This is a genomic window from Brevibacillus brevis (assembly GCF_001039275.2).
Taxonomy (GTDB): domain Bacteria; phylum Bacillota; class Bacilli; order Brevibacillales; family Brevibacillaceae; genus Brevibacillus; species Brevibacillus brevis_C.
Genome location: NZ_CP030117.1, coordinates 1,929,277 through 1,948,023 on the forward strand (window position 1 = coordinate 1,929,277; position 18,747 = coordinate 1,948,023).

Consider the following 18,747-nt stretch of genomic DNA (forward strand, 5'->3'; position numbering starts at 1 on the left):
CATGTTTGTCGATCAGGTAAAAGTATATGTAAAAGGCGGGGACGGTGGTAATGGAGCCGTCTCCTTTCGCCGGGAGAAGTACGTACCGCTGGGTGGTCCAGCGGGTGGAGATGGCGGTCAAGGGGGAGATGTCGTATTTGTCGTGGATGAAGGTCTGCGTACACTGGTAGATTTTCGCTATCAACGACATTTCAAAGCCCCTCGCGGAGAGCATGGCCGCAACAAATCTCAGCACGGAGCAGGCGCGGAAGATATGGTCGTGCGCGTTCCACCGGGAACAACTGTCATTGATGATGATACCAAAGAAGTGATTGCCGATCTGGTGGAGCAGGGTCAACGTGCTGTGATCGCAAAAGGCGGACGCGGAGGACGAGGCAATATTCGTTTTGCCAACTCTTCGAATCCAGCCCCACACATCTCGGAGAACGGAGAGCCAGGTCAAGAGCGTTACATTGTCATGGAGCTCAAGCTGATTGCAGATGTGGGCTTGGTTGGTTATCCGAGTGTAGGAAAATCCACGTTGCTGTCCAGTGTGACAGCGGCGAAGCCAAAAATTGCGGCGTACCACTTTACGACGCTGACACCGAATCTGGGTGTTGTGGACTTGGGCGAGCAGAGCTTCGTTATGGCTGACTTGCCAGGATTGATTGAAGGTGCGCATGAAGGTGTGGGTCTTGGTCACCAATTCCTGCGTCACGTAGAGCGGACACGCTTGATCGTCCATGTGATTGACATGGCAGCGGTAGATGGACGCGATCCATACGAGGATTATTTGCAGATCAACCGAGAGCTGACGATGTATAACCTGAAGCTCGAAGATCGTCCACAAATTGTAGTCGCAAACAAAATGGAACTGCCAGAAGCAGAGGAAAACCTGCGTATTTTCAAGGAAAAGGCTCCAGATGTGAAGGTGTACGAGATTTCTGCTGCAACCCGTCAAGGCGTACAAGAATTGATGTATGCGATCGGGGATACCTTGGCGACGATTCCGGACAAGCCTGCTGTCGAGGAAGTTGCGGAAGTGGAAGAGCGCGTAGTGTTCCGAGCAGAAAAAGAACCAGAGGCATTCGAGATTACGCGTGATAACGAAGTATTCGTCGTCAGCGGTGAAAAGATCGAGAAGCTCGTACGCATGACCAATCTGAACAGCTATGATGCAGCCCAGCGTTTTGCAAGACAAATGCGCAGCATGGGTGTAGATGATGCTCTGCGTAAGCTGGGAGCAAAAGACGGGGATACCGTTCGGATCGGCAAATTAGAGTTTGACTTTGTGGAGTGACAAAAACCATGATTGATATCCCATCACTGAACCCATTTTTGGGGGATAAACGACTCCAACGCGGTGCGTCGCTACCGCTAATCATCTCCAAGCAGGTGAAGACACCTGTCCAAGTTTTGGTTGAACATGCAAAGGGCAGTTATCTCGTAGTTTCCTACGAGATGAAGCCTGAAACAAAAGCAGAGCTTCTCGGATCAACTGTACGCATTCGTTGGGAGACGGATGCGGCAGTGAATACCATTGATTTGGAAGTAGTTTCGGAGCAAACGCTTTGGCCGATCAAGCTTTTAGGGATGATTCCGATTAGTGTAGGGGTAGAAATTACACAAAAGCGCAAGCAGGATCCCATCTCCCCAGATCTCGGTATTTCTGTCCCTTACAAGGTGATGGGAGCCAGACCGATCGAAGAAAAAGGCGAGGCAGTGTTGCTAAAATTCTCTCCTACCCGTCTTGTTTTGGGAACGGACGGTTATGTGTCGAAGGGCGATTTTCTCCACTTGTCTTTCAAGATACCGAAGCAAGCGCAGGAGATCGTCATGATGGCGAAAATCGTGGAAAAAACGTTCCAAGACAAGGAATCAATCATTGAATTAATCTTTACGGATATCAATGAAAAGCACCATGAACTCATCAAAGAATACTATAAAAAGCTCTCAACTGCCGCTTCTTCCTAAGGAAGCGGTTTTTTTCCTTTGATGTTCCTGCGAAGAAGGTATATAGTAGAGTACATAGAGTTCTAAATCGAGCCTGTTCACTTCATGATTTGTTGTGTACGCTTTCCTGAATAAATACATGTGAAATCATTCACTTTTGATTATTCGAATCCGTTGTCTGCTTTACTTTGTGAAAAATGTTACAAACAATTTTTTACCGGATTTTCAGGGAGAATAGCGGCCGTTACTCGTATGAACAGGCATCGAGAATGAAAGGCCTCTATTCCAAAGCAAAGGAGGACGTTTTTTTTATGTCTCAAACAACTACGCAACAAGCTCAAGCTGCTGCTGAAGTAGCAAGCACTGCAACTCTGGCACCAGCGCAACAACAAGATGTACTTGATCAGTTGATGAAACCAGAAATTCAAGAGTCACTGAACGTATTGGTGGCGAACCTGCCTAAATTGGCAGAACTGACTACTCTTTTGACCAAAACATATGATTTGGTACAAACAGTAGCCAATGATCATGTGTTGATCGACGACATCAAAGGCGGAATGGAAGAGTTCGTAAAACCGATCTCTGATAAAGCGAAAGGTATTGCGCAAGCAGCCATTGAAGCCAATGACCGTGTTCATGTAGAAGAGTCTACTATCGGTTTGTTCGGTATTCTCAAAATGCTCAAGGATCCGCAAGTACAAAAAACATTGCGTTTCGCACAAGCATTCCTGGAAGTATCAGCAGAACGTCAACAACAAAAACGCTAGTTTTTTTATTATGGAATGTAAGACAAGGACGGAGGATTGGGCATGGCGAAGCATATTCTGATTCTAGGCGGCGGTTATGGCGGTTTGCTCAGCGCATTGACCGCACGTAAATACATGACGGCTGAAGAAGCGTCGATCACGGTGGTAAATCGTTTTCCTACTCACCAAATCATTACGGAACTGCACCGCTTGGCAGTAGGAAACCTGTCTGAACAAAACGTGGCGCTCCCTCTGGAAAGATTGCTGCGTGGCAAAGAGATTAACCTCGTAGTAGATTCGGTAGAAAATATTGGCCTCGATTCCCAACGCGTAACATTGGCGAGCGGCGAGTCCATCAAATACGATGCTTTGGTAATTGCGCTGGGTAGTGAAACCGCATTCTTCGGAATCCCGGGTCTGCAAGAGTACAGCTTTACACTGAAGTCTGTAGAAGAAGCAAATCGTCTGCGTGCACACCTCGAAGAGCGCGTGATTGAATACAAGACGAGCAAAAATAAAGCAGATGCTACCTTCGTAGTAGGTGGTGGCGGTCTGACAGGTATCGAGCTGGTTGGGGAATTCGCTGATATGTTGCCAAATCTGTGCCACAAACACGGCGTAGACTTTGCAGACGTATCCATCTACTGCGTAGAAGCAGGTCCATCCATTTTGGCTGGTTTTGCTCCTGACCTGGTTGAGCGTGCGAAAACGAGCTTGGAAAAACGCGGCGTTCAGTTCCTGACAGGCGTACCTGTAACGGAAATGAAAGAAACCACGGTTTGCCTGAAAGATGGCGGTACCATTGAAACCAAAACAATGGTATGGACAGGTGGGGTACAAGGAAATCGCGTAGTAGCGGAGTGCGGCGTGGAAGTAAACCGCGGACGTGCAACTGTTACCGAATTCCTGCAATCCACTTCTCACCCTGATGTATTCCTCGCAGGTGACAGTGCGGTCGTAATGGGGCCAGAGGGCCGTCCATTCCCTCCAACTGCGCAACTGGCATGGCAAATGGGCGAAGTAGTGGGACACAATCTCTTCGCGCACTTCAACGGCACCAAAATGGATACCTTCAAACCGGTATTCTCCGGTACATTGGGTAGCCTGGGCCGCAAAGACGCGATCGGAACAATTGGTGCAAGCCAACTGAAGCTGAAAGGCCTGCCAGCAACCTTGATGAAAGAAGCGAGTAACGTTCGCTACTTGACTCATATCAACGGTCTGTCCTCTTTGGCATACTAATCGAATCAGGAAAACCCGGGATGATGGTGTCCCGGGTTTTTTTGTGCTTGTTTATCCGTTTCCGCTTGGATCTTCAATCACGTTGGGGGATTGTGCCATCTTTTTGCCCCGCATGTCATTGCCAAACTGTTCGAGACTGCTTGGCTTACCCGCTGGGTGATTGTTACGGCGCTCCGATTTATCTGACTTTCCACGTCCGGCCATTTGCCTTTCACCTCCTCCATACGATACGCATTATTGTGCGCGAAGAAGCTCCCCCTCATGTAATCAAAGTAAACCAAATATGATCCGATGAAAAAAAGTGACGGATAAGGATTGTCACATTACATGCTATCCGTTATAATGTCCTCTATGAAGAAACAACTGTTTTTCTCAGGAGGACACAACGCATGAAAAAGGAAGAAAAATTCTACTTGATTCGATCTGACATCCTGCCAGAATCGATTGCCAAAACGATTGAAGCCAAGAAGATGCTGGAATCCGGCGAAGTGGATACCGTGAATGAAGCGGTTGAACGCGTGGGATTGAGCCGCAGTGCTTTTTATAAGTACAAAGATGGCGTTTTTCCGTTCAATGCGATGATGAGCGAAAAAATTATGACGTTTACGTTCTCTTTGGATCACATGTCAGGTTACTTGTCCAAAGTACTCACATATGTAGCCGATCAAGGTGGAAACGTGTTGACCATCAATCAGACGATTCCACTTCAAGGGATTGCTACCATATCCATGTCAGTCGATATGGCTAATCTTCGCGTATCTAGCACGGAGTTTTTGGATAACTTGCAGCTGATCCCGGGCGTTCGCAAAGCGATGATCGTCGGTAGAGGCTAAGCAAAAAACAATCAAAGAAAAGGCAGGGGAGAGACATGGAGAAGCAGAGCATAAAATTGGGATTAATGGGATTTGGGACAGTCGGGACTGGTGTCGTACGCATTATTCAAGCACATCAAGAGGATTTGCAAAAGCAAACCGGCCTCAGTATTGAGATTTCTCGTATTCTTGTTCAGGATGCGGAAAAATCTCGGAATATTTCATCCATGGTGGGTGCGCTGACCACTGACCCTGCTAGTCTTTTGGATGATCCGGAAATTGAAGTCATCGTAGAAGTAATTGGTGGAATTCACCCTGCAAAGGAATACATTTTGGGTGCACTCGAACGAGGCAAGCACGTAGTAACTGCCAACAAGGATCTGATGGCGTTGCACGGGGCCGAAATTTTAGAGAAGGCGCAAGAAAAGGGCTGTGACGTCTTCTACGAGGCAAGCGTGGCAGGTGGCATACCGATCTTGCGCGCGTTAGTAGAAGGGTTCTCCTCAGACCGTATCGCGAAAATGATGGGGATCGTCAACGGGACGACCAATTACATCATGACCAAAATGAGTCAAGAGGGCGCAGAATATAGCGAGGTATTGAAAGAAGCGCAAGCACTGGGCTATGCGGAGCAGGACCCTACCTCCGATGTAGAAGGCTTTGATGCCGCCCGCAAAATGGCAATTCTGGCAACACTGGGCTTCCGTGTACCGATGAAGCTCGAAGATGTGGACGTAAAAGGAATCAGTTCCGTGAGCAAGGAAGATATCGCCTATGGCAAACAACTGGGCTATGAAATCAAGCTGCTCGGACTGGCTCGCCGTGACGAAGAGGCGATTGAGGTAAGTGTGCAGCCGACTCTGGTTCCAAAATCTCATCCACTCGCTTCCGTAAATGGCGTCTTTAATGCCGTGTACGTACATGGGGAAGCGGTAGGGGAGACCATGTTTTACGGGCCGGGCGCAGGTGAATTGCCGACTGCTACCGCCGTTGTGTCAGACCTGGTCACTGTCGTCAAAAACAGAAAGCTAGGAGTGAATGGACGCGGAATGGTTGCTCCATACAAAGAAAAAGTATTGAAAGAAGACAGCGAAAAATTCTCGAAATACTTCCTGCGCATCGTCGTTGCAGATAAACGCGGTGTTCTTGCTCAAATTACACAGCTGTTGGCAGACAAAAATATTTCTCTTGAGCAGGTCATCCAGCAACCGTTTAACAACGGTGAAGCGGAGATTATCATGATTACACACCTGTCCTCAAAAAGTGATATGGATGCGGTACTGGCTTACATGGAGCAGATGGATATCGTATCAACTGTGCAGAGCTGCTACCGTGTAGAAGGGGGAGACAAATAATGGCATCTGATCGACAGTCTGGAATCCTTGCACGCTACCGGGAATTTCTCCCGATCACAGAAAAAACTCCGCTGGTCAGCTTGCATGAAGGAAACACGCCCCTGATCCATGCCCCGAACCTATCCAAACAATTGGGGGTGGAGCTGTACGTCAAGTACGAGGGGCTCAATCCGACCGGCTCTTTCAAAGATAGAGGCATGGTCATGGCTGTAGCCAAAGCGGTAGAAGAGGGAAGCAGCACGATCATGTGCGCTTCGACGGGGAATACATCAGCAGCAGCTGCGGCTTATGCGGCACGCTCAGGATTACGTTGCATCGTCCTGATCCCAAACGGCAATATCGCACTGGGTAAGCTGGCGCAGGCTATCGCCTATGGTGCAGAAGTCATCGCGATTGACGGTAATTTTGATGAAGCGCTGGATATCGTTCGCGAAATCACGGCGAAAGAGCCAATTACACTGGTGAATTCCGTGAACCCTTACCGAATTGAGGGACAAAAGACCGCGGCATTTGAAGTGTGCGATGCGCTGACGGACGCACCTGACATTTTGGCCATTCCAGTTGGCAATGCAGGTAACATTACAGCATATTGGAAGGGCTTCGAGGAATATTTTGCAGCCAAAAAATCGAGTCGCTTGCCTAAGATGTACGGATTCCAGGCAGCGGGAGCAGCTCCGTTAGTTCATGGCGAACCAGTAGCCAACCCTGAAACGATTGCGACAGCAATTCGCATTGGCAACCCGGCGAGCAAGGATGGCGCTTTGAATGCTATTTCGAAATCAAGCGGTCTCGTCGATAGCGTAACGGACGAAGAAATTTTGCATGCCTATCATTTGCTTGCGAAGAGTGAAGGTGTGTTTTGTGAGCCTGCTTCGGCAGCGTCGCTGGCTGGCATTATCAAGCTGCATAAGGCTGGAAAGCTTCAACCCGGCAGCCAGATCGTATGCGTGCTGACTGGAAACGGACTAAAAGATCCAAATATCGCTTTGAAGCTGGTAGGGGAAGAGCCACGCTCTGTTCCAGCGACACATGAAGCTGTTATGGAGCTGGTTCGTCAAAGTGGGAGAGAATTTGTATCATGAATGGGCAACGTGTAAAAGTAACCATACCGGCAACGACAGCGAATCTGGGACCGGGATTCGATGCGCTGGGAATGGCTTTCCAACTGTATTCTGTCGTAGAAATGGAAATCAGTGATCGTACGACAGTAGAGATGATGGGCAAGGAGCTACAAGGAACACCGACGGACAAAAACAATCTTCTGTACAAGGTTGCGGCAAGAGTGTTTCAGGAAGCAGGTCTCGCCATTCCTGAGCTCTCGATCCGTGCTTCCAGTGACGCTCCTCTGACGAGGGGCTTGGGGAGTAGTGCTGCTGCGATTGTAGGTGCACTCGTAGCAGCGAATCATCTCGCTGGCGAACCATTTACTCGTGAGCAACTGTTTGAAAAGGCAACGCGTCTGGAAGGGCATCCAGATAATGCGGGTGCTTCGATGTTTGGCGGTATCATTGTTGCGACGATGCCTGAAGTACAAGGAGACCCCATTCCTTATGTGCGGTTTTCCGCTCCGGCGGGATTGCAAACACTCGTCGTGATCCCAGAATTCATGCTCGCGACAGAAAAAGCGCGGAACGTCTTGCCACAGGTGTACAGCAGAGAGGATGTTGTATATAATGTGGGTCATAGTAGTTTGCTAGTTGCTGCACTGGCACAAGGCAGACTAGACCTGATGGGACGGGCAATGTCGGATCGGTTGCATCAGCCGTATCGAGCAAAGCTTGTGCCTGGCTTGAACGAAATCCTGGACAAAGCGACTGAACACGGAGCACTGGGAGCTGCTTTAAGCGGCGCTGGACCTACGATCCTCTGCTTTTTCTCTTCGGATGAAGAATTAGAGAAGCTGCGTGCATTTGTGGACAGAGTGATGAAAGGGCACGACATCTCGTACCGCGTGATGATCTTGCAACCGGACGAAAATGGCGTACAGGTAGAAATCCATCAGAGATAGACCATAGTGGATAGGAGTAGCCATGGAGAAGAAACTTGCTTTTCTAGGACCGCGTGGAACGTTTACCGAAGAAGCAGGGCGGATATTGTCGCTCGGGCAAAAGCTGTCTTTCGTTCCGTACCCAAGTATTATTGAAGTACTAAACGCTGTTTCCAAAAAGGAAGTGGCATACGGTGTCGTACCGATGGAAAACTCCATTGAAGGCACAGTCAATTCTACACTGGATTGGCTCATTCACGAAGTAGATTTGCCTATTTTGGCGGAACTCGCACTGCCCATTACGCAAAACCTGTTGGTGGCAAAAAGAGAGCAACCATTGCCATTGTCAGCGATTACGAGAGTGCTGTCACATCCTCAAGCGATTGCACAAAGTCATAACTTTTTGCGTGAGAATTTGCCAGAAGCAGCGATCGAAACGGTAAACAGTACGGCATTGGCTGCAAAAATGGTGAGTGAGCATCCAGAAGAGCCGTGGGCTGCTGTTGGTACTCGATTGAATGTAGAGATTTATCCATTGGAGTTTGCGCGTGAACAAATTCAAGATTATTCGAATAACTACACGCGCTTTGTTCTCGTCGGTCAGGAAAGTCTGGATCTACCGGTTTCCCGCAAGGAAAAGACCACGATACTAGTCACGCTGCCAGAAGATTTTCCGGGAGCATTGTATCAAGTACTGGCTGCTTTTGCTTGGAGAAAGGTCAACTTGTCTCGCATCGAATCACGTCCGACGAAGAAAGCACTCGGAAGCTATTATTTTGTCATCGACATTGAACAGAAGATGGACGACGTCTTGTTGCCAGGAGCGTTTGCGGAGATTGAAGCCATTGGTTGTCAAGTTCGTCAGCTCGGGACGTATCCATTTTATATGCATCAGACCAATTCCTAGAGGGATTGGTTTTTTCTTTTTCTGCTCCCTTCCAACAAAGGAGTGGCGTCAAGGAGCAAAACGCCCATGACTGCATACGATGTTAGGGAGTTTGGTGCAAGGGAGGAGAAAAACATTGAGAATACACATCGTCCAAAAAGGCGATACGATGTGGAAGATCGCCAAAAAATATGGCGTCGATTACAAAGAACTGTTACGCCTTAATAGTCAATTAAAAACTCCCGATACAATTTATCCTGGAGCGAGAATCAAGATTCCGGCGAAACAAGTTCCTGTCCGACCACCGCAAAGAACGACGTCCCCCCATCCAATGAGTGAGGCGGCCCCTTATGTGAAAGAAAGACCGATTACGGAAGAGGAAGAGATGGAGGTACCGCAACAAATCGAAAGGCGGCCAATTGAGCCGGAAGAATCAGGAGAGGTACAAAAAATTGAGTCCACGGAGGAGACCAGACCTACTCTACCGCCGTCTCCCATTCCTACGAGGCCACCCAAGGAGATGCCCAGACCTCCCAAAGAAATGCCAAGACCACCAGTCCCTTCTGTTTCACCAGAGGTAGTCAGGCCAACGGCACCACCAACATTACCACCTCCACCACCAACACAGCCTATTCCAAAACCAACGGAGCCGATCGAAAAACCAATCGAGAAGCCGATTGAAAAACCAATCGAAAAACCGATTGAGAAGCCAACACCGTATAAACCACCGAACATTTCAGGGAAGCCAAATGTGCTGCCTCCGGTTCCGCCTGTTCCTATACGTCCACTCATGCCGACTCCACCTCCAACCAGAGTGAGTCCGTATATTTATCCACCAGCAATTCCGCCGAATCCAAATGTGCCCAGCATTCCATATAGACCACCGACTCAGGTCTTGCCATTACAGCCTACACGACCGCCAGCATATGGATGCCCTCCTTGCCCACAGCCGAATTATCCGCCGCCACGGGTAAGTCCATTGCAACCGATGCAACCAAACTATCCACCGCCGCGGGTAAGTCCATTGCAACCGATGCAACCAAACTATCCACCGCCACGGGTAAGTCCGTTGCAACCGATGCAGCCGAACTATCCACCGCCACGGGTAAGTCCGTTGCAACCGATGCAGCCGAACTATCCACCGCCACGGGTAAGTCCGTTGCAACCGATGCAACCAAACTATCCACCGCCAAGGGTGAGTCCATTGCGGCCGCAGAAGCCGCCTTCAAAGGTGAGCCCACAACAGCAGCTCAAGCCACCTTCAAAGGTGAGCCCACAACAGCAGCTCAAGCCGCCATCAAAAGTGAGCCCGCAACAGAAGCTAAAGCCATCGACGAGGGTAAGTCCAGAGCAACAGCGCAGGCCAATGCCACAGGTGCGTCCATTCCCGCCATTCCCACCGACGTTCATGCCACCATTCCCGCCATTTCCGCCTTGCCCACCGTGGTTTAGCCCGTTTGTACCAAATCGACCGATTGTGAGTCCAGAACAATTTCGACCAATCAATCCATTTCCGCCTTGCCCACCACCGATTAGACCGATGCCGTTTCCTTATCCATGCCCACCACCATTTCCGCCCATGCCATTAAAGCGGCCACGAGCGAAGAAGCCTGTGTGCCCGGAACCAGTGGAGTCATCATCATGTGAGTGTTCTTCTGAAGTCCCGGAGTACAGAGGACGAAAAGGCAAGTACAATCGTTCTCCACAGGGGATTCACAATAACATGATGTTCCCGCCTTCCCCGTGTATGGCTTCCATGCCTGAACAAGGGGTTTGGCCGAACTGGGGAGATGGGCATGAAGAATCCTCTTCTTACTGAGAGGGTATGGGATGAACAAGGGAATCTTATCCACCATTGAAAAGGCTTTTCGCTGTCAAATTTACGGGGCGAAGCCGAAGCGAAATGTCAACCTGTTAAAAACAGACCGGGGCCACTGGATACTCAAAGGATATAAGCAGGTCGAAAAAGCTGTGTGGGTGACAGAGTTAGCGGATGCACTGCATGAGAAGGGCTTTCATCATACCGTGCAGTATGTGGCGAGTCAGGAAGGGTCCAAAATTTTTACATTTGAAGATCGTTATTACACCATCATGAAAATGATTGATGGGCATGAAGCAGATAACGCTTCTCTTTTCGATGTCAAAAAAACAGCGGAAACATTAGCGCGTTTTCATGTTGCAGCTCAAGGTTTTCCTATTGCGCATACGTATGCGTATGAAGGAAAACCGGCTCTTTTAGATAAATGGGAGAGCCGCTTGGAATACTTTGAGCGGTTGATGTGGTCAGTTGAACAAAAAGGACCCCAGACAAAACTGGAGCAACTCATTTCGCACCAGGCAGATCACGTTCTTCGAGATGGCAAGGAGCTGCTGCAATCTGCCTACAAGCTGCCTTTGACGCCAGAAATGTTTTTAGCCATGGAGAAGGGGACACTCGCGCATAGAGACGTGGCGAGTCATAACTTTTTGCTTACGGAGCGAGGCAATTGCTATTTGATTGACCTTGACACAGTAGGTCATGATCTTCAGCTTGTTGACCTGGTGCAATTGATGTCGCGGATGCTATTGATGCAAGAGTACCGCATGGATTCCTTTGTGGAAGCGATGGAAGCCTATAGTAACGTCAACTATTTATCTGATACCCAGATTTGGGCTGTTCATCAATTGCTTCGCTATCCGGATAATTTCTTGCGGGAGGTAACGGGCTTGTATAGTCAGCGTCCAGGCTACCACATGAAGGGCGTCATGCAGCTGATCCAAATGGAAGGCAAATTGATGGCGAATCGCCAACGCTTTTTAAACGATGGAGAACGAATTTTCCAGCGCTCTCCGTGGGGTCAATACCATTTTGTCGGATAGTTGGATAAAACAAAACATCCCTCTCGAAAGAGGGATGTTTGTGTTGTGACAAGCTTACTTGGAAGCAGGCTTGGACAGATCAATAGAGAATTTCGCAAACCCAGATTCCAATACGTTGATGAACTTGATATTGGACAATTTTTCAGCAAATGGTTTCGCGTCAGGAGAAGAAGTGAATGTAACATTCAGCTTCGCATCTACTGGAGCAAAAGACCAATTGTTGTCTGCTGCTGGGTCGATATTCTTTTGGTTCAGGATGTAGTCGATTACGATTTGACGGTTTTCATCTGGAGAATCGATTATGATGTTTTTGCCATCCAGACCTGGGAACGCACCGCCGCCGCTTGCACGGTAGTTGTTGGTTACAACGATGAATTTGTCTTCAGGTTTTACTGGTTTGCCGTTATAAGACAGGTTTTTCACGCGGTTTGCATCTTTGTTTGCTACTTTTCCATCTACAGCGTATTTGGATGGCTGTGTAACATCGATTTGATAAGTAACGCCATCGATTACATCAAAGTTGTACGTTGGGAAAGACTCGTTGATGAGTGGTTGCTCATCGGTTTTCTTCGCATCGATTTGGTTGAACTGTCCAGCAGAGCGTTCCAACCATTCTTTCACCGTAGCTCCATCGACTAAAACTGCTTTCAATGTGTTCGGGTAGATGTACAGGTCAGATACGTTTTTGATGGCGATTGTACCAGCTGGGATATTGGAGTAGTAGCTTACTCCGTTACGGCCGCCTGCTTTAAATGGTGCACCAGCAGACAGAACTGGAATGCCTTCGTATTCTGTACCCTTCACGTTTTTCTCTACGAACCATTTTTGTGCATTGGTTACGATTTGGATAGATGGGTCATCTTGTACAAGTGCAAAGTAGCTGAAGATCGGGGAAGATGTTTTCCCTACAGCAGAACGAACCCATTCAACTGTTTTATCGTGATCTTCTTTTACTGCATCTACGATAGCTTTGTCTGCATCAGCCAAGGATGCTTTGTTCGCTTTGTCATAGATCGGAACTACTTTTGTAGCGGACTCAGCCACTGTCCATTTGCCTTTTTCTTGTTTCAGCGTCAGGTCGATCACGCCGAGGTGATTACCCCAGAAGCCAGGCATAACGGCTGGTTTACCGTTGATCGTTCCTTTTTCTGCATCAACGCCTGGAATTTTATCGAATCCAGGACCAGGGAATACGGAGTGGGAATGTCCGAACAGGATCGCGTCGATACCATCGACTTTACTCAGCTGGTAGCTTGCGTTCTCCAATTGAGGACCACCCTCTATCGGGCCAATTCCGGAGTGAGGAACCGCGATGATGATGTCTGCACCTTTTTTCTTCATTTCAGGAACGAATTTATTGGCGGTTTCCACGATGTCCTTCGCGATTACTTTTCCTTCCAGGTTAGCCTTGTCCCATTGCATAATTTGTGGCGGAACAAAACCGATTACGCCTACTTTGAGTTTTACATCTTTGCCGTTCTCATCTTTAAAAGTACGCTCCAGAATTTCGTAAGGAGTGTACATGTTTTTATCATTGTTCGGGTTTTTGTCCTTGTCGTCTACATAGACGTTGGAGTTTATGTAAGGGAATTTCGCACCCTTCAAGCTGGTGTCCAAGAACTCCAAACCAAAGTTGAACTCGTGGTTACCGATATTGGCAACATCATAGTCCATCAGGTTCATTGCTTTGTAAGCAGGGTGAGTATCTCCAGCTTTCAACGGGTCAATTTTTGCTACGTAGTCGCCCAATGGGTTTCCTTGCAACAAGTCACCGTTGTCGATCAGGATGCTGTTTTTCACTTCTTCTCTTGCTTTTTTGACCAATGTGGCTGTTTTTGCTAGGCCAAACTCGTCTGTGTTTTTGTCTTGATAGTAGTCATAGTTAACGATGTTGGTGTGGATATCTGTCGTTTCCAACAGGCGGAGCTTGAGGACAGAACCTGTTTGCGCGCTTACAGGAGTAAGAGGAAAAGAGAGTGCGCCAACAACCAAAGAAGTGCTGAGGAGAAAAGCAGTCAGCATTTTTTTGTTCGTTTTTTTCATGTTTGAAATGACCTCCATAAGTTTACAATAATGCCAAGCAAAAATAGTTTATCATTAGATTCAGACCCTGGATAGATAGCTAGATGAAATAGTATATTAATTTTTTGTATTGACAAAAATAAAAAAATATAAGATCAATCCCCCATTAGTCGTGTATGTCCATTTTTCTTTGTGGCAATGATAGGAAGAAAAGCCTATATAAAGAAGGGGTTCAATGTGACTGAGAAGAAAACATGGATGGTCTATGCGACATGGGGTGCAGCTTTAGCCACAGGCGTTGTAGTCGGTATCCTGTTAGTAGGAAAGGACGAAAATGATTCGGGCCTTGCTCGTTTCCTAAACTATACAGGCAAAGCGGATGTAGTAGCAGGTAATTCGTACGAACTGGTTTTAGCTCGCCACTATTTGTGTGGGGTGCGAGAGGAAGAACATGTGTCTGTTCATACCGAGCAACTGGCAGACGTTATGGGTAACTATCATGGATGGGAAATTGTACAAGCAGAACCTGTCAAGATGATCTTGATGAAACGCGAGCAGGATATAGCGCCAGCGTGCAAGGAGAATGGACATATCGGAATAGCTGCGGACGGCATGCTTACTCTCTTTCATGGTCTGCCTGCTGAGCAAGATGTCGTGCAAACGTTTTATCGAATCGATACTGCGAAAATGGAAGCGAGTCTGCCAAAAGAGGAATGGGAGAATCTGAAACGTGGGATTCGCATTCGGAATTTGGCAGAGTATAACAGCGTATTGTCCACCTATGGCGAATACCAATGGAGTGGCCAATGAAAACGGGTGAACCAAAAGAAATCCCTTTCGAGCCTTTCGTGTAACAAGCACGTATTGGACTGGAAAGGGATTTTTGTTTCCATTGCTAAGGATTTAGTTCAACCGCAATGATTCGCCAACGTTCCCCCGGCACTTCCCGGTGCAAAAGAAACGTCCATGTCTGTCGAAAATTCCCGCCTTCCCGGGCGATGTATGAGAGCCGAACAGGAACCTCTATCAGGAAGGGACCGCGTTCGTCTGACGGGATGACGATTTCTGACGATCGCACAGATTCGATCGTGGTCAGCCCTTCAGGAAGTGAGAATCCGTCGGTTGTCATTCGCATCGCATGGGTGTCATGCTCATGCAGAGCGGTGAGGAAATAGCCGACGAGTTCTTCAGGAGACGCCCCTTTTATTGTAGTCGCAAGTGCTCCGGAGGCCTTGAGAATCATCATGCTGTGACTGGGATCGGGCTCTGTACGTCGATGGGTGGAGCTGCCGAAAAAGTGGATGCAAAAATGCCCCGGGAATTCATTTCCTTTAATCGCACCAGCGCCATGCGGCATTCCGTGCATGGATGCTGCAAAATAAGTACCGTCTACCTCAACCAGAATGGCTCTTCGCTTCCACGACCATTTTCCCTGGTAAATGTTCTTCATGATTTGTGTATCCTTGCGTGTCAACGGTTGAACATCAGCATGGCGACTACCTGCTCGGCGTTGGACATCAAATCGTTGTCCTGTCTCTAAATCAATTACGGTACCGAATTCCATCCGTTTCAACGTTTTTTTCACCTGTTCCCAGGGTATGGCTTGTGCAAAATGGATAGCTTCAACGGACTTGACCATTTCTTCAATCCGCTGGCGAACATCGTTTGCCAATATATAACGACGAGGCATTTTTTTCTCATAAAGCTGGCCATCGTGATCATATACATACGTTCGTTTTTTTACAGTCAATGTAGCGCGTATCCAGTGAGGGTTGTAAGAGGCGACTTTGGTAGCAGAACCCAATAGCCGCTTCGTAAATTGCTTTTGATCACGGAAGGACATGGTCGTTTGGAAGGAGGACTCGGGTGACACTGAAACGGTGACCGTGATGTCATTCTTGACTTTGGCAAACACAGAGTATGGCATTGACAGTGCGATTACGATTAAGCATATACAAAAAATAAGGACTTTGCTTCGCAACAACCAACACCTCCACTGCTTATCGTTTCAATAAAATGTCTGGCTCATGTGGCGTAAATCTTGGTATCATAACGCCATTGCGCTTACGCCATACTGATTTCATACGGTGATCGAAGGAGGAGTCTTTAGACTATGTCTACCATGCCTAGAGGTAGCTACAAAGACCAGTTCCATCAGCGTTTGTACGTTCAGTTGAATCAGGGGCACAACAAGCTCAATTACCAACAGATCAACAAGATCAAAGAGCACATGCAGAGTGGCGTAGACGACTATGCCCACATGCAGCATGATGTGTCAGAGTCACTCGGAATGAACAAACACTAACAGACGCCGTATAACCCGTTCCTTATAATAGGGAGCGGGTTTTTATATGGAAATGCACGTTCGCTTTTTTTGTGCTTTGTGTTACAGTAGAGAGTAGAATCTTTGCTCACGGAGAGTGGACTATGCGCATTTTAGGAATTGACCCTGGTATTGCGATTGTTGGCTTCGGGGTTGTGGATAAAGAGGGCAGCCAATTGCGTCCCGTCCAATACGGAAGCATTCAGACAGAAGCAGGATTGCCAGTGCCACTTAGATTAAAACAGATTTTTGAGGCAATGCAGAGCCTTTTGGAAACATATCGTCCCGATGAAATGTCCGTCGAAAAACTTTTCTTTAATAAAAACGTGACGACGGCCTTTACAGTTGGTCAAGCGCGAGGGGTTATTATACTTGCGGCAGAGCTGGCTGGTGTGCCGGTCTATGAATATACCCCGATGCAGGTCAAGCAAGCCGTGACTGGATACGGGGGAGCAGAGAAGAAGCAAATACAGGAAATGACGAAGCTCCTATTGCGGTTAAAAGAAGTACCAAAGCCTGACGACGTGGCGGACGCATTGGGCATTGCTATTACGCACGCACAGTTTCGCGCGTTCATTTCCATTTCGGAAGGGGTCAAGAAATGATTGATTTTGTAGAAGGTACACTTAGTTATCTCGATTCGGAATACATAGTTATCGAAACCGGCGGAATTGGTTATCGACTGTTCTGTCCAAATCCGTACCAATTCGTTCGATATGAAGGCAGCAAAACCAAATTGTTTACCCACCACCACGTACGGGAAGATGCTATTCTGCTGTACGGTTTTGCTACCCGTGACGAACGTGATTTGTTCCGCAAGCTGCTTGATGTTAGCGGAATCGGTCCAAAGGGCGGATTGGCGATTTTGGCTGCGGCGACTCCCGAGCAGCTGGTGATGGCGGTTCAACAGGAGAATGTTACCTATTTGACGAAATTTCCGGGGATTGGGAAAAAGACTGCCCAGCGCATTATCCTCGATTTGAAGGATAAATTGGTAGGGTACACACCATCTGCGATTTTGACTGTTGCAGCGGGTGATTTGACAGCAGGCGAGCAAGCTGTGTCTGCACTGAACGAAGCACTCGATGCATTGACCGCACTGGGTTACTCTGATGGTGAACTGCAAAAAATCAGAAACACGCTGTCTGAGAAATCAAAAGAGGGCGATGGTGTAGAAAAGCTCATCAAACAAGGGCTTGCGTTGCTCATGAGGGGGTAGGATTTTGGATTCTCGGATCATCACGACGCATATGAATTGGGAAGAAGATGCGGCGGAGCTGAGCCTCCGTCCTCGCTATTTAAACGAGTACATCGGTCAACAGCACGTGAAGGAAAACCTGAAAATTTTTATTGAAGCAGCGAAAATGCGGAAAGAGTCGTTGGATCACGTATTGCTGTACGGTCCGCCTGGTCTGGGGAAGACGACCCTTTCGCAAATTATCGCAAATGAGCTAGGTGTGAATATCCGCACGACTTCTGGTCCAGCAATTGAGCGGCCGGGTGATTTGGCGGCGATTTTGACGAATTTGCAAGAAGGGGATGTCCTGTTTATCGACGAGATTCACAGGCTCAACCGAAGCGTAGAGGAAGTTTTGTATCCGGCTATGGAGGATTTTGCGCTGGACATCATTATCGGTAAAGGGCCAAGTGCTCGCAGTGTTCGTTTGGATTTGCCGCCATTTACATTGGTCGGGGCCACGACGCGAGCTGGTATGCTGTCGGCGCCGCTTCGAGATCGCTTTGGGGTTGTAAATCGCCTGGAGTTTTATACAGTTCCGGAACTGACCTTCATCGTTTCACGGGCAGCCGACATCCTGCAGGTTGTCATTCGAGAAGGCGGAGCAGAGGAGATTGCCAGACGTTCACGGGGAACACCCCGGGTATCAAACCGTTTGCTGAAGCGAGTTCGCGATTTTGCCCAAGTAAAAGGCGAAGGCGTCATTACGACAGAGATTGCCAAAGAAGCGCTGGAAAGATTGCAAGTCGATGCCTGCGGTCTCGATCATATCGACCATAAACTATTGCTAGCGATTATTGATCGCTTTGACGGTGGTCCGGTTGGACTGGATACGATCGCAGCAACAATCGGAGAAGAGTCACAAACGGTAGAAGATGTTTGCGAACCATATCTCATGCAGATTGGCTTCATGCAGCGGACGCCGCGGGGGCGTGTTCTCACCCCGAGTGCGTACCAACACTTTGGTCGGGAGATGAAATCGTGAATCCTGTAGCCAAGCTACTTATTATTAGTGGTGCTGCTTTAATCGTAATCGGTCTTTTGTGGCAGGTAGGAGGCAGATTTTTGCCGCTGGGGCGTTTGCCGGGAGATATCGTGGTAGAAAAGGAAAACGTCAAGTTCTACTTTCCGATTGTGACTTGTATTGTGATTAGCATCGTTTTGTCTCTTGGCATGTATTTATTCCGACTGTTTAAATAGGCAAGTGTGAAGGCCATCGGAGCTCATCGTTCCGGTGGTTTTTTTGCGTGCGGGCGTTTGGTCCCATTTTACGAAAAAGGCAGGAGATCAGCTTGTGATTGTCGAAAAACATGGGAAGACATGCCAATTTTTGTTGAAAATCAGGT

General features: G+C 48.1%; 21 protein-coding genes and 1 pseudogene. 18 read left to right on the forward strand and 4 right to left on the reverse strand.

Annotated elements, in window-relative coordinates; translation table 11 throughout:
* Nucleotide 1: 1 nt before the first annotated feature.
* The 4 genes from obgE to AB432_RS09750 all read left to right on the forward strand — a co-directional run bounded on the left by obgE (nt 2) and on the right by AB432_RS09750 (nt 3,920).
* Nucleotides 2-1,279 (forward strand): GTPase ObgE, encoded by a 1,278-nt coding sequence (gene obgE / locus AB432_RS09735; protein WP_048032115.1) that lies wholly within the window; start codon nt 2-4, stop codon nt 1,277-1,279.
* Between the two features lie 8 nt (nt 1,280-1,287).
* The gene (locus AB432_RS09740; protein ID WP_048032116.1) at nt 1,288-1,953 is read left to right on the forward strand and encodes a PilZ domain-containing protein; all 666 of its coding nucleotides are present in this window, start codon (nt 1,288-1,290) and stop codon (nt 1,951-1,953) included.
* A 290-nt stretch (nt 1,954-2,243) separates the two neighbouring features.
* Nucleotides 2,244-2,699: a helical membrane plugin domain-containing protein gene (locus AB432_RS09745; protein ID WP_007728644.1), complete on the forward strand. Its 456-nt coding sequence runs from the start codon at nt 2,244-2,246 to the stop codon at nt 2,697-2,699.
* A 42-nt stretch (nt 2,700-2,741) separates the two neighbouring features.
* Nucleotides 2,742-3,920 carry an NAD(P)/FAD-dependent oxidoreductase gene (locus AB432_RS09750; RefSeq protein WP_048032117.1) on the forward strand — a complete coding sequence of 393 codons (1,179 nt, stop codon included), beginning with the start codon at nt 2,742-2,744 and terminating at the stop codon, nt 3,918-3,920.
* A gap of 51 nt (nt 3,921-3,971) precedes the next feature.
* Here the strand turns inward: AB432_RS09750 and AB432_RS30685 are convergent, their stop codons facing one another.
* Nucleotides 3,972-4,124, reverse strand: a complete 153-nt coding sequence (locus AB432_RS30685) for a hypothetical protein (RefSeq protein ID WP_007728640.1) — start codon at nt 4,122-4,124, stop codon at nt 3,972-3,974.
* A gap of 185 nt (nt 4,125-4,309) precedes the next feature.
* Here AB432_RS30685 and AB432_RS09755 point away from each other — a divergent pair, with 185 nt between their 5' ends.
* The 6 genes and pseudogenes from AB432_RS09755 to AB432_RS31000 form a co-directional block, all read left to right on the forward strand.
* On the forward strand, nt 4,310-4,753 hold the full coding sequence (locus AB432_RS09755) for an ACT domain-containing protein (protein WP_048032118.1): 444 nt from the start codon (nt 4,310-4,312) through the stop codon (nt 4,751-4,753).
* A 35-nt stretch (nt 4,754-4,788) separates the two neighbouring features.
* Nucleotides 4,789-6,087, forward strand: a complete 1,299-nt coding sequence (locus AB432_RS09760; protein ID WP_048032119.1) for a homoserine dehydrogenase — start codon at nt 4,789-4,791, stop codon at nt 6,085-6,087.
* Entirely contained in the window at nt 6,087-7,169 is a 1,083-nt protein-coding gene (gene thrC / locus AB432_RS09765) for a threonine synthase (protein ID WP_048032120.1), read from the forward strand. Before AB432_RS09760 ends, thrC begins: the two co-directional genes overlap by 1 nt.
* On the forward strand, nt 7,166-8,095 hold the full coding sequence (thrB, locus tag AB432_RS09770; RefSeq protein WP_048032121.1) for a homoserine kinase: 930 nt from the start codon (nt 7,166-7,168) through the stop codon (nt 8,093-8,095). The genes thrC and thrB overlap by 4 nt, the downstream gene beginning before the upstream one ends.
* Nucleotides 8,096-8,117: 22 nt before the next feature.
* Nucleotides 8,118-8,981, forward strand: a complete 864-nt coding sequence (pheA, locus tag AB432_RS09775) for a prephenate dehydratase (protein ID WP_048032122.1) — start codon at nt 8,118-8,120, stop codon at nt 8,979-8,981.
* A gap of 148 nt (nt 8,982-9,129) precedes the next feature.
* Nucleotides 9,130-9,183: pseudogene (locus AB432_RS31000) on the forward strand (LysM peptidoglycan-binding domain-containing protein); the annotation flags it as partial.
* A 125-nt stretch (nt 9,184-9,308) separates the two neighbouring features.
* Here AB432_RS31000 and AB432_RS31005 read toward each other — a convergent pair.
* Nucleotides 9,309-9,752, reverse strand: a complete 444-nt coding sequence (locus AB432_RS31005; protein WP_048032123.1) for a hypothetical protein — start codon at nt 9,750-9,752, stop codon at nt 9,309-9,311.
* Between the two features lie 147 nt (nt 9,753-9,899).
* Between AB432_RS31005 and AB432_RS31010 the strand changes: the two genes are divergently transcribed.
* Together AB432_RS31010 and AB432_RS09785 are read left to right on the forward strand one after the other, a co-directional pair.
* Complete coding sequence (locus tag AB432_RS31010) at nt 9,900-10,412, forward strand: hypothetical protein (protein WP_048032124.1); 513 nt, start codon at nt 9,900-9,902, stop codon at nt 10,410-10,412.
* Nucleotides 10,413-10,790: 378 nt separating this feature from the next.
* Entirely contained in the window at nt 10,791-11,819 is a 1,029-nt protein-coding gene (locus AB432_RS09785) for a phosphotransferase (RefSeq protein WP_048032126.1), read from the forward strand.
* Nucleotides 11,820-11,873: 54 nt separating this feature from the next.
* Here the strand turns inward: AB432_RS09785 and AB432_RS09790 are convergent, their stop codons facing one another.
* Nucleotides 11,874-13,862: a bifunctional 2',3'-cyclic-nucleotide 2'-phosphodiesterase/3'-nucleotidase gene (locus AB432_RS09790; RefSeq protein WP_048032127.1), complete on the reverse strand. Its 1,989-nt coding sequence runs from the start codon at nt 13,860-13,862 to the stop codon at nt 11,874-11,876.
* Nucleotides 13,863-14,078: 216 nt separating this feature from the next.
* On the opposite strand from AB432_RS09790, the gene AB432_RS09795 reads away from it, so the two are divergent.
* A complete protein-coding gene (locus AB432_RS09795) occupies nt 14,079-14,651 on the forward strand; it encodes a BofC C-terminal domain-containing protein (RefSeq protein ID WP_048032128.1) in 573 nt (190 codons plus the stop codon).
* Between the two features lie 85 nt (nt 14,652-14,736).
* Here AB432_RS09795 and AB432_RS09800 read toward each other — a convergent pair whose 3' ends face one another.
* The gene (locus AB432_RS09800; RefSeq protein ID WP_235617653.1) at nt 14,737-15,768 is read right to left on the reverse strand and encodes a hypothetical protein; all 1,032 of its coding nucleotides are present in this window, start codon (nt 15,766-15,768) and stop codon (nt 14,737-14,739) included.
* A gap of 186 nt (nt 15,769-15,954) precedes the next feature.
* On the opposite strand from AB432_RS09800, the gene AB432_RS09805 reads away from it, so the two are divergent.
* The 5 genes from AB432_RS09805 to AB432_RS09825 all read left to right on the forward strand — a co-directional run bounded on the left by AB432_RS09805 (nt 15,955) and on the right by AB432_RS09825 (nt 18,601).
* Nucleotides 15,955-16,146 (forward strand): hypothetical protein, encoded by a 192-nt coding sequence (locus AB432_RS09805; RefSeq protein WP_048032130.1) that lies wholly within the window; start codon nt 15,955-15,957, stop codon nt 16,144-16,146.
* Between the two features lie 122 nt (nt 16,147-16,268).
* On the forward strand, nt 16,269-16,769 hold the full coding sequence (gene ruvC / locus AB432_RS09810; RefSeq protein ID WP_012685580.1) for a crossover junction endodeoxyribonuclease RuvC: 501 nt from the start codon (nt 16,269-16,271) through the stop codon (nt 16,767-16,769).
* Nucleotides 16,766-17,383 (forward strand): Holliday junction branch migration protein RuvA, encoded by a 618-nt coding sequence (gene ruvA, locus AB432_RS09815; protein ID WP_048032131.1) that lies wholly within the window; start codon nt 16,766-16,768, stop codon nt 17,381-17,383. Before ruvC ends, ruvA begins: the two co-directional genes overlap by 4 nt.
* A gap of 4 nt (nt 17,384-17,387) precedes the next feature.
* Nucleotides 17,388-18,386 (forward strand): Holliday junction branch migration DNA helicase RuvB, encoded by a 999-nt coding sequence (ruvB, locus tag AB432_RS09820; protein ID WP_048032132.1) that lies wholly within the window; start codon nt 17,388-17,390, stop codon nt 18,384-18,386.
* A complete protein-coding gene (locus AB432_RS09825; protein WP_048032133.1) occupies nt 18,383-18,601 on the forward strand; it encodes a DUF2905 domain-containing protein in 219 nt (72 codons plus the stop codon). Before ruvB ends, AB432_RS09825 begins: the two co-directional genes overlap by 4 nt.
* Nucleotides 18,602-18,747 lie beyond the last annotated feature (146 nt).

Coding starts and splice junctions, on each gene's coding strand:
- AB432_RS09755 (WP_048032118.1), top strand. CDS start 4,310: ATGAAAAAGGAAGAAAAATTCTACTTGATTCGATCTGACATCCTGCCA.
- ruvC (WP_012685580.1), top strand. CDS start 16,269: ATGCGCATTTTAGGAATTGACCCTGGTATTGCGATTGTTGGCTTCGGG.
- pheA (WP_048032122.1), top strand. CDS start 8,118: ATGGAGAAGAAACTTGCTTTTCTAGGACCGCGTGGAACGTTTACCGAA.
- AB432_RS09790 (WP_048032127.1), bottom strand. CDS start 13,862: ATGAAAAAAACGAACAAAAAAATGCTGACTGCTTTTCTCCTCAGCACT.
- obgE (WP_048032115.1), top strand. CDS start 2: ATGTTTGTCGATCAGGTAAAAGTATATGTAAAAGGCGGGGACGGTGGT.
- AB432_RS09785 (WP_048032126.1), top strand. CDS start 10,791: ATGAACAAGGGAATCTTATCCACCATTGAAAAGGCTTTTCGCTGTCAA.
- AB432_RS09760 (WP_048032119.1), top strand. CDS start 4,789: ATGGAGAAGCAGAGCATAAAATTGGGATTAATGGGATTTGGGACAGTC.
- AB432_RS30685 (WP_007728640.1), bottom strand. CDS start 4,124: ATGGCCGGACGTGGAAAGTCAGATAAATCGGAGCGCCGTAACAATCAC.
- ruvA (WP_048032131.1), top strand. CDS start 16,766: ATGATTGATTTTGTAGAAGGTACACTTAGTTATCTCGATTCGGAATAC.
- thrC (WP_048032120.1), top strand. CDS start 6,087: ATGGCATCTGATCGACAGTCTGGAATCCTTGCACGCTACCGGGAATTT.
- AB432_RS09750 (WP_048032117.1), top strand. CDS start 2,742: ATGGCGAAGCATATTCTGATTCTAGGCGGCGGTTATGGCGGTTTGCTC.
- thrB (WP_048032121.1), top strand. CDS start 7,166: ATGAATGGGCAACGTGTAAAAGTAACCATACCGGCAACGACAGCGAAT.
- AB432_RS09740 (WP_048032116.1), top strand. CDS start 1,288: ATGATTGATATCCCATCACTGAACCCATTTTTGGGGGATAAACGACTC.
- AB432_RS09745 (WP_007728644.1), top strand. CDS start 2,244: ATGTCTCAAACAACTACGCAACAAGCTCAAGCTGCTGCTGAAGTAGCA.
- AB432_RS09805 (WP_048032130.1), top strand. CDS start 15,955: ATGTCTACCATGCCTAGAGGTAGCTACAAAGACCAGTTCCATCAGCGT.
- AB432_RS09800 (WP_235617653.1), bottom strand. CDS start 15,768: ATGCCATACTCTGTGTTTGCCAAAGTCAAGAATGACATCACGGTCACC.
- AB432_RS31005 (WP_048032123.1), bottom strand. CDS start 9,752: ATGAGTGGACGTATAGGAACAGGCGGAACCGGAGGCAGCACATTTGGC.